13 protein-coding genes and 1 riboswitch are annotated in these 13,857 nt (G+C 64.1%); of the genes, 8 read left to right on the top strand and 5 right to left on the bottom strand.

Annotation, left to right across the window (positions count from 1 at the left end; translation table 11 throughout):
• Positions 1 to 44: 44 nt before the first annotated feature.
• The 3 genes from fgd (at position 45) to AC1DWA_RS23310 (ending at position 4,485) form a co-directional block, all read left to right on the top strand.
• Entirely contained in the window at positions 45 to 1,058 is a 1,014-nt protein-coding gene (fgd, locus tag AC1DWA_RS23320) for a glucose-6-phosphate dehydrogenase (coenzyme-F420) (protein WP_477917103.1), read from the top strand.
• Between the two features lie 146 nt (positions 1,059 to 1,204).
• Positions 1,205 to 3,283 carry a phosphate acetyltransferase gene (pta, locus tag AC1DWA_RS23315; protein WP_477917101.1) on the top strand — a complete coding sequence of 693 codons (2,079 nt, stop codon included), beginning with the start codon at positions 1,205 to 1,207 and terminating at the stop codon, positions 3,281 to 3,283.
• A 2-nt stretch (positions 3,284 to 3,285) separates the two neighbouring features.
• Positions 3,286 to 4,485, top strand: coding sequence for an acetate kinase (locus AC1DWA_RS23310; protein ID WP_477917099.1), 1,200 nt, complete (start codon positions 3,286 to 3,288; stop codon positions 4,483 to 4,485).
• Between the two features lie 15 nt (positions 4,486 to 4,500).
• Here AC1DWA_RS23310 and AC1DWA_RS23305 read toward each other — a convergent pair whose 3' ends face one another.
• Genes AC1DWA_RS23305 through AC1DWA_RS23295 form a run of 3 tightly spaced genes read right to left on the bottom strand, consistent with a single transcriptional unit; the run spans position 4,501 to position 9,258 of the window.
• On the bottom strand, positions 4,501 to 6,888 hold the full coding sequence (locus tag AC1DWA_RS23305) for a serine/threonine-protein kinase (protein WP_084324682.1): 2,388 nt from the start codon (positions 6,886 to 6,888) through the stop codon (positions 4,501 to 4,503).
• A 7-nt stretch (positions 6,889 to 6,895) separates the two neighbouring features.
• A complete protein-coding gene (locus AC1DWA_RS23300; protein WP_020968847.1) occupies positions 6,896 to 7,882 on the bottom strand; it encodes a glutamate ABC transporter substrate-binding protein in 987 nt (328 codons plus the stop codon).
• Between the two features lie 14 nt (positions 7,883 to 7,896).
• Positions 7,897 to 9,258 carry a hypothetical protein gene (locus AC1DWA_RS23295; protein ID WP_020968848.1) on the bottom strand — a complete coding sequence of 454 codons (1,362 nt, stop codon included), beginning with the start codon at positions 9,256 to 9,258 and terminating at the stop codon, positions 7,897 to 7,899.
• 158 nt (positions 9,259 to 9,416) lie between these two features.
• On the opposite strand from AC1DWA_RS23295, the gene AC1DWA_RS23290 reads away from it, so the two are divergent.
• Positions 9,417 to 9,977 carry an NUDIX hydrolase gene (locus tag AC1DWA_RS23290; RefSeq protein ID WP_477917097.1) on the top strand — a complete coding sequence of 187 codons (561 nt, stop codon included), beginning with the start codon at positions 9,417 to 9,419 and terminating at the stop codon, positions 9,975 to 9,977.
• Here AC1DWA_RS23290 and AC1DWA_RS23285 read toward each other — a convergent pair.
• Both AC1DWA_RS23285 and thiE read right to left on the bottom strand, forming a co-directional pair.
• Positions 9,970 to 10,101, bottom strand: coding sequence for a hypothetical protein (locus tag AC1DWA_RS23285; RefSeq protein WP_003944354.1), 132 nt, complete (start codon positions 10,099 to 10,101; stop codon positions 9,970 to 9,972). The genes AC1DWA_RS23290 and AC1DWA_RS23285 overlap by 8 nt on opposite strands.
• A 249-nt stretch (positions 10,102 to 10,350) precedes the next feature.
• On the bottom strand, positions 10,351 to 11,046 hold the full coding sequence (gene thiE / locus AC1DWA_RS23280; RefSeq protein ID WP_019749516.1) for a thiamine phosphate synthase: 696 nt from the start codon (positions 11,044 to 11,046) through the stop codon (positions 10,351 to 10,353).
• A gap of 26 nt (positions 11,047 to 11,072) precedes the next feature.
• Positions 11,073 to 11,219: riboswitch (TPP riboswitch) on the top strand.
• Between thiE and thiO the strand changes: the two genes are divergently transcribed.
• The 4 genes from thiO to AC1DWA_RS23260 form a co-directional block, all read left to right on the top strand.
• Positions 11,219 to 12,298 (top strand): glycine oxidase ThiO, encoded by a 1,080-nt coding sequence (thiO, locus tag AC1DWA_RS23275; RefSeq protein ID WP_019749517.1) that lies wholly within the window; start codon positions 11,219 to 11,221, stop codon positions 12,296 to 12,298. (Overlaps the previous riboswitch by 1 nt.)
• Positions 12,295 to 12,510, top strand: a complete 216-nt coding sequence (thiS, locus tag AC1DWA_RS23270; RefSeq protein WP_003944402.1) for a sulfur carrier protein ThiS — start codon at positions 12,295 to 12,297, stop codon at positions 12,508 to 12,510. Before thiO ends, thiS begins: the two co-directional genes overlap by 4 nt.
• Entirely contained in the window at positions 12,503 to 13,255 is a 753-nt protein-coding gene (gene thiG / locus AC1DWA_RS23265) for a thiazole synthase (protein ID WP_007726857.1), read from the top strand. Before thiS ends, thiG begins: the two co-directional genes overlap by 8 nt.
• 129 nt (positions 13,256 to 13,384) lie before the next feature.
• Positions 13,385 to 13,857 (top strand): ABC transporter ATP-binding protein (locus tag AC1DWA_RS23260; protein WP_477917094.1); only part of this gene is annotated, 473 nt, incomplete at its 3' end.

Raw genomic sequence — 13,857 nt, 5'->3', positions numbered from 1 at the left:
GCAAGTCAGAGAAGTAAACGAAACAGACGACAAGGGAGTGCACGGTGGCGCAGGAACTCAAGCTCGGATACAAGGCATCGGCTGAGCAATTCGGCCCTCGCGAACTGGTAGAGCTGGCAGTTCTGGCAGAGCAGCACGGCATGGATTCCGTTGCGGTGAGCGATCATTTCCAGCCGTGGCGCCACAACGGTGGACACGCGCCGTTCTCGCTCGCCTGGATGACGGCCGTCGGTGAGCGCACCGAGCGCGTGCAGATCGGCACGTCCGTGATGACGCCGACGTTCCGCTACAACCCGGCGGTCATCGCTCAGGCGTTCGCGACGATGGGATGTCTCTACCCGGGGCGCATCATGCTCGGTGTCGGCAGCGGTGAGGCACTCAACGAGATCGCCACCGGCTTCCAGGGCGAGTGGCCCGAGTTCAAGGAACGCTTCGCGCGCCTGCGTGAGTCGGTGCGGCTGATGCGTGAGCTGTGGCTGGGCGATCGTGTCGACTTCGAAGGCGAGTACTTCACCACTCGTGGCGCGTCGATCTACGACGTCCCCGAGGGTGGAATTCCCGTGTACATCGCGGCCGGTGGACCCGTTGTCGCCYGGTACGCGGGACGTGCCGGTGACGGCTTCATCTGCACTTCCGGCAAGGGCATGGAGCTCTACACCGAGAAGCTGCTTCCCGCCGTAGCCGAGGGCGCAACCAAGGCCGAGCGCGACGTCGCCGACATCGACAAGATGATCGAGATCAAGATCAGCTACGACACCGACCCCGAGGCTGCACTCGAGAACACGCGCTTCTGGGCGCCGCTGTCCCTGACGCCGGAGCAGAAGCACAGCATCGAGGATCCGATCGAAATGGAAGCAGCTGCCGACGCTCTGCCCATCGAGCAGGTGGCCAAGCGCTGGATCGTCGCTTCCGATCCCGACGACGCCGTCGAGCAGGTCAAGGCCTACGTCGACGCCGGTCTCAATCACCTGGTGTTCCACGCACCGGGCCACGATCAGCGCCGCTTCCTCGAACTGTTCGAGCGTGACCTCGCGCCCCGCCTGCGTGCTCTTGGCTGATCCTCGAGATCAACTGAACGGTGTCTGCCACTCGACGTGTGGCAGGCACCGTTCGTCTTTCTCGTAGCGGCCGGTTGTCGGCTGCACCGTGAGCGTGACCACGATCAGTGGCAAGGTGGGCGGCGGCCCACACTAGGCTGTTGGGCATGCCAGAAGCGCCCGCTGCCGTGTCGAGTGTCTACGTCGCCTCCCCTGAAGGTGACACCGGAAAATCCACCATCGCGCTTGGCGTACTGCAGATGCTGTGCGCGACCGTCGCCCGGGTCGGTGTCTTCCGCCCGATCGCCCGCTCGACCGAGGAAACCGACTACGTCCTCGAACTGCTGCTAGAGCACACCACTGCCGATCTCTCCTACGCCGACGCGCTCGGCGTCACCTACGAGCAAGTTCACGCCGATCCGGAAGCCGCACTGGCCGACATCGTCGCGAAGTACCACACCGTGGCCGAGCAGTGCGACGCCGTCGTGATCATCGGAAGTGACTACACCGACGTCGCAAGCCCCAGCGAACTGAGCTTCAACGCCCGCATCGCCGTGAACCTGGGAGCGCCGGTCCTGTTGGCGGTTCGAGGCGCTCGGCGCAGCGTCGAGGAGGTTGCTCAGCTCGCGCACCTGTGCGCCGCCGAGTTGGCTGCCAACCACGCTCACCTGCTCGCGGTCGTCGCCAATCGCTGCGATCCCGACAAGCTCGACGAGGTCACCGCAGCCCTGTCCGACATCGGTGTTCCGACGTGGAGCCTGCCGGAGATTCCGTTGCTCGTCTCACCCACGATGGCCGAGTTGATGGAAGCCACCGGCGGCGAGTTGTACTCGGGTGACCCGGAACTGCTGCACCGTGAGGCACTGAAGGTGATGGTGGGCGGCATGACCGCCGAGCACATCCTCGAGCGTCTGGTCGAGGGCATGGTCGTCATCGCACCGGGTGACCGCTCGGACGTGCTGCTCGCGTTGCTCAATGCGCATGAGGCGGAGGGATTTCCGTCGCTCGCGGGCATCATCATGAATGGCGGGATCACCCCGCACCCGGCCATCGCGGCGTTGATGGCCGGCCTCAAACAGCGTCTTCCGATCCTCACGACAACCCTCGGCACTTTCGACACCGCAAGCGCTGCAGCCCAAACCCGCGGACGCGTGGCAGTCGGTTCGCAGCGAAAGGTCGACACTGCGCTGAGCTTGATGGAACAGCGCGTCGACGCCGACGTCCTGATGGACCGACTGGCACTGCCGATTCCGTCGGTCGTGACCCCACAGATGTTCGAGTACAAGCTCATCGACCGCGCTCGACGCGATCGCAAGCACATCGTCCTCCCGGAGGGTGACGACGACCGGATCCTGCGCGCGGCCGGCCGGCTGCTGCAGCGCCAGGTTGCCGACCTGACGATCCTCGGCGACGAACCCAGTGTGCGTCGACGCGCAGCGGAACTCGGCGTGGACATCAGCGGCGCGCAGGTACTCGCGCCCGCGCAGTCCGAGTACACCGAGCGCTTCGCACAGGAATACACCGCGCTGCGGGCGCACAAGGGCATGACCATCGAGCGGGCACGCGAGGTGATCGCCGACATCTCGTACTTCGGAACGATGATGGTGCACTTGGGTATTGCCGACGGCATGGTCTCCGGTGCCGCCCACACCACCGCTCACACGATCCGGCCCTCGTTCGAGATCATCAAGACGGCCCCCGGAGTTTCGACGGTTTCGAGCATCTTCCTGATGTGCCTGGCCGACCGCGTTCTCTCCTACGGTGACTGCGCCGTGGTTCCGGACCCGACGTCGGAGCAGTTGGCGGACATCGCGATCTCGTCCGCACAGACGGCGTCGCAGTTCGGTATCGATCCGCGCATTGCGATGCTCTCGTACTCCACCGGCGATTCGGGCAGTGGAGCCGACGTCGACAAGGTTCGCACCGCGACCGCCTTGGTGCGCGAGCGCCGACCGGACCTGTTGGTGGAAGGGCCCATTCAGTACGACGCGGCCGTCGAGCAGAGTGTCGCTGACAAGAAGATGCCGGATTCTCTGGTGGCGGGCAAGGCCACGGTGTTCGTGTTCCCGGACTTGAACACCGGCAACAACACCTACAAGGCAGTGCAGCGTAGCGCCGGCGCTATCGCCGTCGGCCCGGTTCTGCAGGGACTGAACAAGCCGGTCAACGATCTCTCGCGTGGAGCGTTGGTTCAGGACATCGTCAACACCGTGGCTATCACGGCAATACAGGCACAGGGAGCGTAAGCGTGAGCGACGGCACCGTACTGGTCATCAATTCCGGCTCGTCATCGATCAAATTTCAACTCGTGCATCCGGATACAGCGGAATCGGTAGCGCACGGCCTCATCGAGCGCATCGGTGAACCCGACGGCCACATCGTCTACAACCACCGCACCGGAGTCGAAGACCGCAGCCTCCCCATCGCCGATCRCCGTGCGGGACTGAAGATGGTGCTCGACATCGTCGCCGAGGTCGGACGGCCGCTGAGMGAGGCAGGAATCATCGCCGTCGGTCACCGAGTCGTGCACGGTGGTGACATCTTCTATTCGCCGACGCTCATCGACGACGGCGTCGTGAAAGCCATCGAGGATTTGTCGAACCTTGCGCCGCTGCACAATCCCGCCAACGTGATCGGTATCGAGGTGGCGCGCGAAGAACTGCCAGACGTTCCGCACGTAGCAGTGTTCGACACTGCCTTCTTTCACACGCTGCCCGCCGCAGCGTCGACCTACGCGATCGATCGGGATGTGGCCAAGGCCAACCAGATTCGTCGATACGGCTTCCACGGGACCTCGCACGAATACGTGTCGGGACGAGTCGCGGACTTCCTCGGCAAGGATCCGGCCGAGCTGGATCAGATCGTTCTGCACCTCGGAAACGGCGCTTCGGCCTCGGCAATCAAGGGCGGCAAGGCTATCGACACCACGATGGGCCTCACCCCGCTCGAGGGTCTTGTCATGGGCACCCGCAGCGGCGACATCGACCCAGGCATCATCTTGCACCTCAATCGCAACTCGGGAATGAAGGTCGACGAGATCGACGACCTCCTCAACCGTCGTTCCGGTTTGAAGGGACTGTCGGGAGTCAACGATTTCCGTGCCCTGCTCGCACTGATCGAGGGCGGCGACGAAGACGCACAACTTGCATACGACGTCTACGTACACATGCTCCGTAAGTACATCGGCGCCTTCATCGTTCAACTCGGTGGCGTCGACGTCATCACCTTCACCGGCGGTGTTGGCGAGAACAACATCGACGTACGACGCGACAGCCTGGCCGGCCTCTCCCGTCTTGGAATCGAGGTCGACCCGACTCTCAACGAGGCGAAGAGCCGCGACGAGCGTCGTATCTCCGCATCCACGTCGGCCGTCGAGGTGCTGGTGGTCCCCACCAACGAGGAGTTGGCGATCGCCCGCGCGGCGAAGGCTTTGGTGGCCGCGCTGTAAATCTCGGGGAGCGCGTCAGAAATTGCTGCGCGGACGCACCGCGTTCGCCCGGTCCACGAGGGCGTAGCGGTGCGTGCGGGAGGTCGTGGCGCGGGCGAGGGCGCGAAGGCAGGCTTCGGCTCCGGTGCGCAGACCCTGCTCGGTGAATGGCAGGTCGAGGATGGGTTCGAGTTCGGTGTGCGAGCGGTTTCCGTAGCGAATCCAATCGAGTGCCGTGCCCAACACCAGGGTTCGCATCTGCAGACTTCGGCTCTCCTCGGCCGGTAGCGCGCGAACGCGACGGGCGGCTTCCCTCAGAGTCGATTCGTCGAGTTCGGCGATCGGAACGCCGGACAGCATCGTCAGAGCGCTCGACATCCGTGCGACGTTGTAGTGCCGGGAAGACGTGGGAACTTCGTCGAGGGCGGCGATGGCTGCCTTCTTGTTGCCGTGATCGGCGAGTTGCCTGGCGAGCCCGAATGCTGCGCTGACGTAGTTCCGTTCGGTCCGCCAGACGGTGCGGTAGTACTTCTCCGAGAAGCGGCACCATTGGTCCGGGTCGTCGCTCTCCCAATGCTGGAGGATCAGTTCTGCTGTCGCCGCCAACGCGAGTTTGGGTGCAGCCTCGCCCGGCAGAGCCGTCAGGACGGTCTCGAAATGACTGAAGGCGGGCTCGAATCGGTCCAGTTGCAACGCTGCAAGCCCTCGATACCACTCGATCTTCCAGTGATCACCGATGCTCTGCTGGAGTTCGTCCAGAACACTCAGCGCGGTCTCCGGATCGCCGAGATCGAGATGAGCCTTGGCCTCGGCCAGTCGGACCTCGCCGGAGATGGCGGCCGCCGGTGTGCCTGACGTTCGGTCGATTCCGTTCTCGCGGGCGTGTTTCAACGCATCGAGAGTCTGAGACGGTTCGCTGTGCACCGCTGCCGCCAGCAACGGCGCGCTGGGATCGGTGGGGTCGACCAACGGGATGGGAAGTGCGTGCGCAACTTCGCGCGGATCGAGAGCAGCGTCGTGGCTGACACCGTCGACGTACACATCGGTTTGCCCGACCAATTCATCGGTGCCGAAAGACGTTCGCTGCCTGCTGAACACGAGCGAGAGCCCGGGATTCTCCTGCCCGGTCTGCTCCGCGAGGATTTCTCGCAGAACGCCGGTGAGTTGGCCCGCGATCTCCTCGGCCGACTGGAAACGCTTCTTCGGATCCGGGTCGGTGGCGCGCAGAAGCAGGCGGTGGAAGAACTCGTTGTCGCGCAGTAGTGGCTCGTCCTCGGGTTCGGGAAGGCCGTCGAGGTACCGTCCGTGCTTCGAGGGCATGTCGAGGGTGAGAACCGCGAGTGTTCTTCCAACGGTGAAGATGTCGGAGGCGATGGTCGGGCCGGTCTCGATGATCTCCGGCGCTTGATAGCCGGCAGTGCCGTACAGGTATCCGTAGTCTTCGATTCCGGATACGGCGCCGAGGTCGATCAGCTTCAGCTGGTCCTCGGTGACCATCACGTTCTCGGGTTTGAGGTCGTTGTACGCCAGGCCGGTGGAATGCAGATAGCTCAGCGCCGGAAGGATTTCCAGTACGTAGCCGATTGCCTGCTCGATCGGCATGTGCTTGCCGTCCGGGAATTCGGCCAGCACCTCGCGCAATGATCGTCCGCCCACGTACTCCATGACGATGTACCCCATGGGTGTCCCGTCCGGGCGCGGATGCTCGACGAAGTTGAAGATCTTGACGATGCTGGGGTTGGCGACCTCGGCGAGGAACTGACGCTCGGCTACCGCAACGGCTTGCGCTTCGGAATCACCGAAATGCAGGAGTCCCTTGAGAACTACCCACCTGTCGCTGACATTACGATCGATCGCGAGGTAGATCCATCCGAGGCCGCCGTGCGCGATGGGCCCTTGAACCTCGTACTGACCTGATACCAATTCGCCCTCTTCGAGGAGTGGGCGGAAGTCGAAAGTGGAACCGCACTTGGGGCAGGTGCCGTGCTGAGTTGCCTTGGTGCTTGCGCTCTTACGGCCGACCGGTTCGTTGCATTTCCAACAGAACCGTTTGCGCTCGGGGACCGTCGGGTCACTCATCACCGCAGATGCGGGGTCGATCTGCGGGACGGGGGGAACTTCGACCAGGCCGCCGCCGAGGCGCAGCTTTCGTCCCGACCGGCTGCGGCGGGATCGAGTGGAGCGGCCGGTAGGGGAGGAGGATGCGGACGGCGTGGTTCCTCGTATTTGGGCCGAGGTCGGTTCGAGGCGCTCGTAGGCACCGGTGGCTTCGGGTTCGGAGCGTAGGGATGCCTGCGTGGAGTCAGGCTCGCGGTGAACTGCCTGCGTGGAGTCAGGCTCGCGGTGAACTGCCTGCGTGGAGTCAGGCTCGGGGGGTACGGAGGCTTGCGTGGCGTCGGGCTCGGGGCCGGATTCTTCGGTCATGTCAGCCTCAATCCCGGTAGACGGCCGGCGGGGGACCGGGTGACGGACCGAGGACGCTGAGCCAACGGTCGTAGATACGGTTCCAGGTCCCGTCACCCCGGATTCGCTCGAGGGTTCCGTTGACGAATCGGACCAAGTCGGGGTTGTCCTTGTTCACTCCGATTCCGTAGGGCTCGACGCCCAACGAACCACCGACCATCATGAGATACGGGTCTTGCGAGGCGAGTCCGGCGAGAATCGTGTCATCGGTGCTGATCGCGTCCACCTGCCCCTGCTGGAGGACGACGAGGCAGTCGGACCACATCGGGACGGTCACGACGGTGGCTTCGGGTTGGAGCTCCTGGATTCGCGTAGCCGACGTCGTTCCCCGGGCAGCGCAGACTCGCTTGCCTGCGAGATCGGCGATGCCGCGTACCGGTGAACCCTGCAGGACCTGAATTCGTTGCTCGGCGGAGAAGTACTGCGTCGAGAAGTCGACCTTCTCGCGCCGCTCGCACGTGATGGTCATGGTTTTGACGACCACGTCAACCATGGATTCCTGGAGTGCGGCGATCCGATCGTCCGAGGTCAGGATTCGGTACTCGATCTTCTCCGGGTCGCCGAGCAGATCGCGGGCGATCTCGCGGGCGATGTCCACGTCGAAGCCTTCGAGGCGTCCGGTCGCCGGATCGCGAAAGCTCATGAGGTTGGAACCGGTGTCCAGGCCCACGATCAGCCGCCCGCGGGCGCGGATGGCGTCGAGGCTCGGCGTGGGTGGCTGCGGAGATGCGTCTGCGGGTGTGGGGCGCAGGCTTGCAGTGAGGTTGGTGCACGACGCGGTAGTCGTCGGTGTCGGGCTGGGCGCGATGGTGGCCTCGGCCGGCAGCGGCGGTTCCGTGTACGACGTGGCGGCCGCGTTGTTCAGGTCTTCGGCTCGATCTGCACCGCAACCGGCGAGCGCCAGCACGGACGCTGCCAGAACCGCGACGCACACGGCCGGGAGCTTCCTCCGCATCTCCGGTACTCCCGTCACTGATACTCCCGCAGTCGGGGCCAGAACCCGATGAAGATTCCGGCAACTCCGAGAACTGCCAATACAGTCATGCCCGGTGCAGAGGCAGCCAACACACGTGAGGCGTACGAGACGTCGGACCGAAGATTTGTGCGCGAATCCACGATTCCTTGCCAGAGTTCGTGATCGAGCTTTCCGTATTCCGCGGCCGAATCCTGTTCTCCGGAGCCGATGGTGATGGCGGCAGCGGAAGTGAAGTCGCCGGTCCCGAGACGGTCGTACATGCGCGTGTGCGCAGCCACCCATTGCTCGCGCGAATCCAGTGCGGCGGTCAGCACCTCGTTGTTCACTCGGGCGCGTTCGTCGCTGCGTAGGCCCTCGAGGATGTCGCGCAGGGCGTCGACCTTGCGAGTGAACGTCACGTTGTCCTCGGCAGTTGAATCCCGTCTCGCCAACGTGAGGGTTTCGACGGTACGTGCCTGCTGTGCCATGATCCGGGCCTCGGTCAGTTCGTGCAGTGGCTCGGCGCCCGCGTCGAGTGCACGTCCGGTGGCAAGTGCGGACACCAGTCCGACGGTGAGCAGCCACAGCAGCGCAGCCGCGACGGCGAGCGAGGCAAGGATCAACCCGAGATTGAAGCGTCGGCGACTCTTGCGGGAGAAGTACACCTGTGTTGCCACCAGCGCGCACAGCACGAGGACGAATGCCACGATCGGCCACCACGGTGGAGTCTCGAAATCGCGCTGTACCTGCGAGACCAGGGTCTCCTGCGAGGCGTGCAGTTGCTGAGCCATCGGCAGCAGCGAGGTCTGCATCAACTGCGAGGCCTCGCTCAAATATGCTGCCCCGACCGGGTTTCCGACGCGATTGTTCGCCCGTGCAGTTTCGACCAGCCCGGTGTAGACGGAGAGGTCGGTCGAGATGGTGGTCAACGCGCTGTGCCCGGCAAGATCAGTCGAGTCGAGACCGGCCGACGCCTGGACGATCTCCGCCGACGCCTCACCGATCGACTGCGTGTATCGGTCGCGTACTTCGGCGGGTTCGAGGCCGCCGGAGATGAAGGCGGTGGCCGCGGCGGCGTCTGCCAAAGACAACGCGCTGTAGAGGTTCTGGGCCGAGTTGGCGAGAGGTTCGGTTTCGACGAGGAGGAGGTCGAGGTTCGCCTGTCGGTTCTCGATCGCTGCGGTGGCGAGGAGTCCGGCGATCAAGGTGATCGCAATCAAGATCACTCCGACGACGGTCAACCGGCCAGGCGTCGAGGACATGAATGCCTGGAGTTCGCGCCGCAGAAGTGCTCGCTCGTCCTCCGCCGATACCGAAGTGCCCTCGGCGGGCGGCAGCGACCGGGGTTCGATGGACGGGACGACACGGTCGACCATCGAGCACCTCACTTCGCTGTAGGCGGGCTACCGAGAAATGATGCCGCCGAGAAATGATTCAGGGCATCTTCGCGAGCATATAAGCATCACCTACACCTGGAGCAGTTTGAAACGGTTAGTGTGGGACAACGGCGAGAGCAGGCGGAGCGAGGTAGTCGATGCGTGGTGACGGTGACGGTTGGTCGATCGGACCGGACGGTACTCGGCATTGGGGTAAACACGGAGCCGCTGGACTGCTTCTGCGCGCCCCCGATTCGGACGGATCGCCCCTGGTCTTGCTGCAGCATCGTGCGGCGTGGAGCCATCAAGGTGGTACCTGGGCATTGCCCGGTGGAGCACGGGACTCACACGAAAGCACGACGCACGCCGCTGTCCGGGAGGCACACGAAGAAGCCGGAATCGCCGAAGACGCCGTTCGCGTCCGCGGTGAGGTAGTGACGATGCACGCGGACAGCGGGTGGACCTACACCACCGTCGTGGCTGATGCGGCGCATCCGCTGTCGACGGTTGCCAACGGTGAGAGCACCGAGTTGCGGTGGGTGCGTGAAGCCGACGTCGATTCGCTGCCATTGCATCCGGGATTCGGTTCCTCGTGGCCCGAGCTCCGAACTGCGCCTGTACCAGCCGAGACCGAAGACCTACAGGCCGGCGACCCACACACCCCTCAGGAGTCCGGCCCTTCTGTGTTTCGGTCGTCGACCGAAACGAGGCTCAGCTGAGCGAGTTCAGCGCCGTGATGAAGCTGACCGCGGTGATACCGAGCTTGAGCAGCTCGCTGATCTTGCCGAGGTTCAGGTCTTCGAGCGATTCGGTGCTGAGCGAGCCGGTGTCGAGGGATCCCATTTAGTGCTCCTAGGTTTCAGTTAGTAACTGGGAGTAAACTACAACAAACCGAATGGGATGCGACACGCAATCGAAATAACTGTGATCAAGATCACTTAATCCGACTTTTCGGACATCCAATCGCACCTAGGAACTGGGGGTTTGTTGTCTGATCGGACAACTTCCGTTCATGTTTCGAGTCAGGCGTGCTGACCCGTAACTGTGCAGAAATCGCCCGGCAAACAGTTGACGGTCGCCAGTTACCGGTTTTCAGCGTCCAGCGACGGCGGCGGCGAGGCGCTGCGCAGCCGCCTGGGGATCCGACGCCTGCGTGATTGCCCGCACGACGACGATGCGCGTGGCACCGGCATCGAGCAGCTCCGGCAGGCGTTCCTCGTCGATGCCGCCGATTGCGAACCAGGGGCGCGGCGGTGCGGCGTCGGCGGTCGATCGAACCAGTTCCAGACCGGACGCACTTCGATTCGGTTTGGTCGGTGTCGCCCAGACCGGCCCGGTGCAGAAGTAGTCGACGCCCTCTTCGATTGCGGCCAGACTCGCCTGCGCGCGACTACTCGTCGAACGCCCGATGACGACGTCTTCACCGACAACGGTTCGTGCGTAGGGGACGGGAATGTCGTTCTGCCCGAGGTGGAGGATGTCGGCACCGGAAGCCATCGCGAGATCCGCGCGATCGTTCACTGCCAACAATGCGCCGTGGCGTCGCGCTGCGGCCGCGAGAATGCCCAGTGCTACCAGTTCGTCCTTGGCCTCGAGCGGGCCGAACTCGCGCTCACCGGCAGAGCCCTTGTCACGCAATTGGATGATGTCGACTCCGCCGGACAAGGCTGCCTCGGCGAACTGCGCGAGGTCGCCTTTCTCGCGGCGCGCGTCGGTGCACAGGTACAGCCGTGCTGCTGCCAGGCGCTCGCGCCGGTCGATGACGTTACTGGGATGTGTGGGGTGCACGGAGCAAACGGTAGCCTCTAGGGAGCAAGGTTCGACACGGGAGTCCTGAAACGTCGCTGTCACTTTTTGTCGTGACTGCGAGGTTCGTGGGGCTGAGAGGGGATCGCGACCAGATCCCGACCGTCAGACCTGACCCGGATCATGCCGGCGCAGGAAGTGGAGGTGGAGTTTCGTGAGTACACACGCTCGTACGGTGTCGGTTGTCGGCGGCGGTGTCATCGGTCTCGCCATTGCGTGGCGAGCAGCCCGCGACGGGTGGTCCGTTCGGTTGCACGACCCGTCCATTGGATCAGGTGCTTCGTGGGTGGCGGGCGGAATGCTCGCCCCGCTTTCCGAAGGCTGGCCGGGTGAAGAGACAGCGTTGACGGTTGGTGCAGCGTCCCTGGAACGGTGGCCGACGTTCGGTGAGGAGCTCGGAAAGTTCGGGCCATCGGTCTTCACCGCGGACAGTTCGCTGACGGTTGCACTCGATGCGGCCGACGCGCAGGACCTGCAGACCATCGCCGAGTGGGTGACCGCGCAGGGCCATGAACTCGAAGTTCTCGGTCGCGCCCGCATCCGCGAACTCGAACCGATGCTCGGCCGGGGCATCCGGTCGGGACTGATGGCTGTCGGTGAGTCCGCCGTCGACAACAGACTTCTGCTGGAGGCATTGCAGAAGGCCTGTGCGGAATCCGGCGTCGAATTGATCGCGCGTGCCGTCAACGACCTCGCCGAACTCGACACCGATCAGATCGTGCTCACCGCCGGTATCGCGTCACCCAAGCTGTGGCCCGGGTTACCGGTACGCCCGGTCAAGGGCGAAATCCTTCGCCTGCGGAGTAGGCCTGGAGTCACCCCGGCGCCCAGCCGCACCATCCGCGGAAGCGTCCACGGGCGGCCCGCCTACCTCGTCCCGCGCGGTGACGGAATCGTCGTCGGCGCAACACAATACGAGTCCGGTGAGGACACGCAGGTCACGATGGCCGGAGTACGGGACCTGATCAACGACGCCGAGGCGCTGATGCCGGCGATCGGCGAATACGAACTGTACGAATGCGCGGCAGGCCTGCGTCCCATGACGCCGGACAACCTGCCGTTGATCGGGCGCGTGTCCGATCGTGTTGTCGTCTCCACCGGACACGGACGCAACGGTGTCCTGCTGACGCCTGTCACCGCCGATGCGACGGTCGCGTTGCTGAACGGCACATCTTTGGTCGAGGTAAAAGGAACCGAACCCGAGCGGTTCGCAGTAGTTAAGGAAAATTCATGAGTGAGCAGGTCCCGATCGGGATCACCGTCAACGGCGAAGATCTCGAGTTCGATCGAGCAGTCACGGTGACCGAGCTACTGACGCACCTCGAGTTGCCGAGCAAGGGTATCGCCGTCGCCGTCGACGGTGCGCTCTTTCCTCGCGGGCGTTGGGACGAATCCGTCGGACGTGGTTGGGAAATCGAGATCCTCACGGCGGTGCAGGGTGGCTGAGCAGGACCTTCTCACTATCGCTGGCCGCAGCTTCGGTTCCCGGCTCATCACCGGAACAGGCGGCGCCGCCAACCTTGCGGTGCTCGAGGAAGCGCTCGTCGCCTCCGGCACCGAACTGACCACCGTCGCGATGCGGCGAGTCGACGCGGCCGGCGGCACCGGCGTTCTGGACCTGCTTCGTCGCCTCGGAATCGAACCGTTGCCGAACACCGCCGGGTGTCGGGGCGCCGCCGAAGCGGTCCTGACGGCGCAGTTGGCACGCGAAGCGCTCGAGACGAACTGGGTCAAACTCGAAGTCATAGCCGACGAGCGGACACTGCTGCCCGACGCAATCGAACTCGTCTCCGCCGCAGAACAATTGGTGGACGACGGATTCACCGTTCTGCCGTACACGACGGACGATCCGGTGCTGGCGCTTCGCCTCGAAGAGGTCGGCTGCGCCGCGGTCATGCCGCTCGGTTCACCCATCGGCACCGGGCTTGGTATCGCGAATCCGCACAACATCGAGATGATCGTCGAGCGCGCCGGGGTGCCCGTCATCCTCGACGCCGGGATCGGAACGGCCAGCGACGCCACCCTTGCCATGGAGTTGGGCTGCGACGCGGTCCTACTTGCGACAGCGGTGACGCGGGCCAAGAATCCCGCGCTGATGGCGTCGGCGATGCGTCACGCTGTCGTGGCAGGTTTCGAGGCGCGGCACGCCGGCCGGATCCCCAAGCGATTCTGGGCTCAAGCGTCGTCCTGAGGGACGAGATCCGGGTGATTTCTCGGGGTTCTGCCCGAATTGCCCGGACTCATGTCCTACCTGAGTACCACTCGGAACTAGACCTGTGGCCGATGTGCTGGTCATTGTCGGTAGGGCAGAGTTCTCCTCATGATTGAACTGAGGGGATTGACCAAGGTTTACGGACCGACGAAAGCGGTGGACGATTTGTCGTTCACGGTCAAACCGGGCATCGTAACGGGCTTCCTGGGCCCGAACGGTGCGGGTAAGTCGACGACGATGCGGATGATCCTGGGTTTGGATCAGCCGACGTCGGGTGCGGCGTTGATCGACGGCAAGCCGTACCGCGAGCTCAAGACGCCGCTGCGGACTGTCGGCGCGTTGTTGGATGCGAAGTGGGTGCACCCCAATCGCAGTGCGCGGGCGCATCTGCAGTGGATGGCTGCTTCGAACGGGATCCCGAAGTCCCGCGTGGACGAGGTGCTCGGGTTGGTCGGATTGTCCGAGGTGGCGGGCAAGAAGGCCGGCGGGTTCTCGCTCGGTATGTCGCAGCGTCTCGGGTTGGCGGGTGCGTTGTTGGGCGATCCGAAGGTGCTGTTGTTCGACGAGCCGGTCAACGGTCT

The sequence above is a fragment of the Rhodococcus sp. P4_F3_2 genome, from assembly GCF_056401335.1.
Note: the sequence above shows the minus strand (reverse complement) of the source record. Positions and strands in the feature narration are given on the sequence as shown.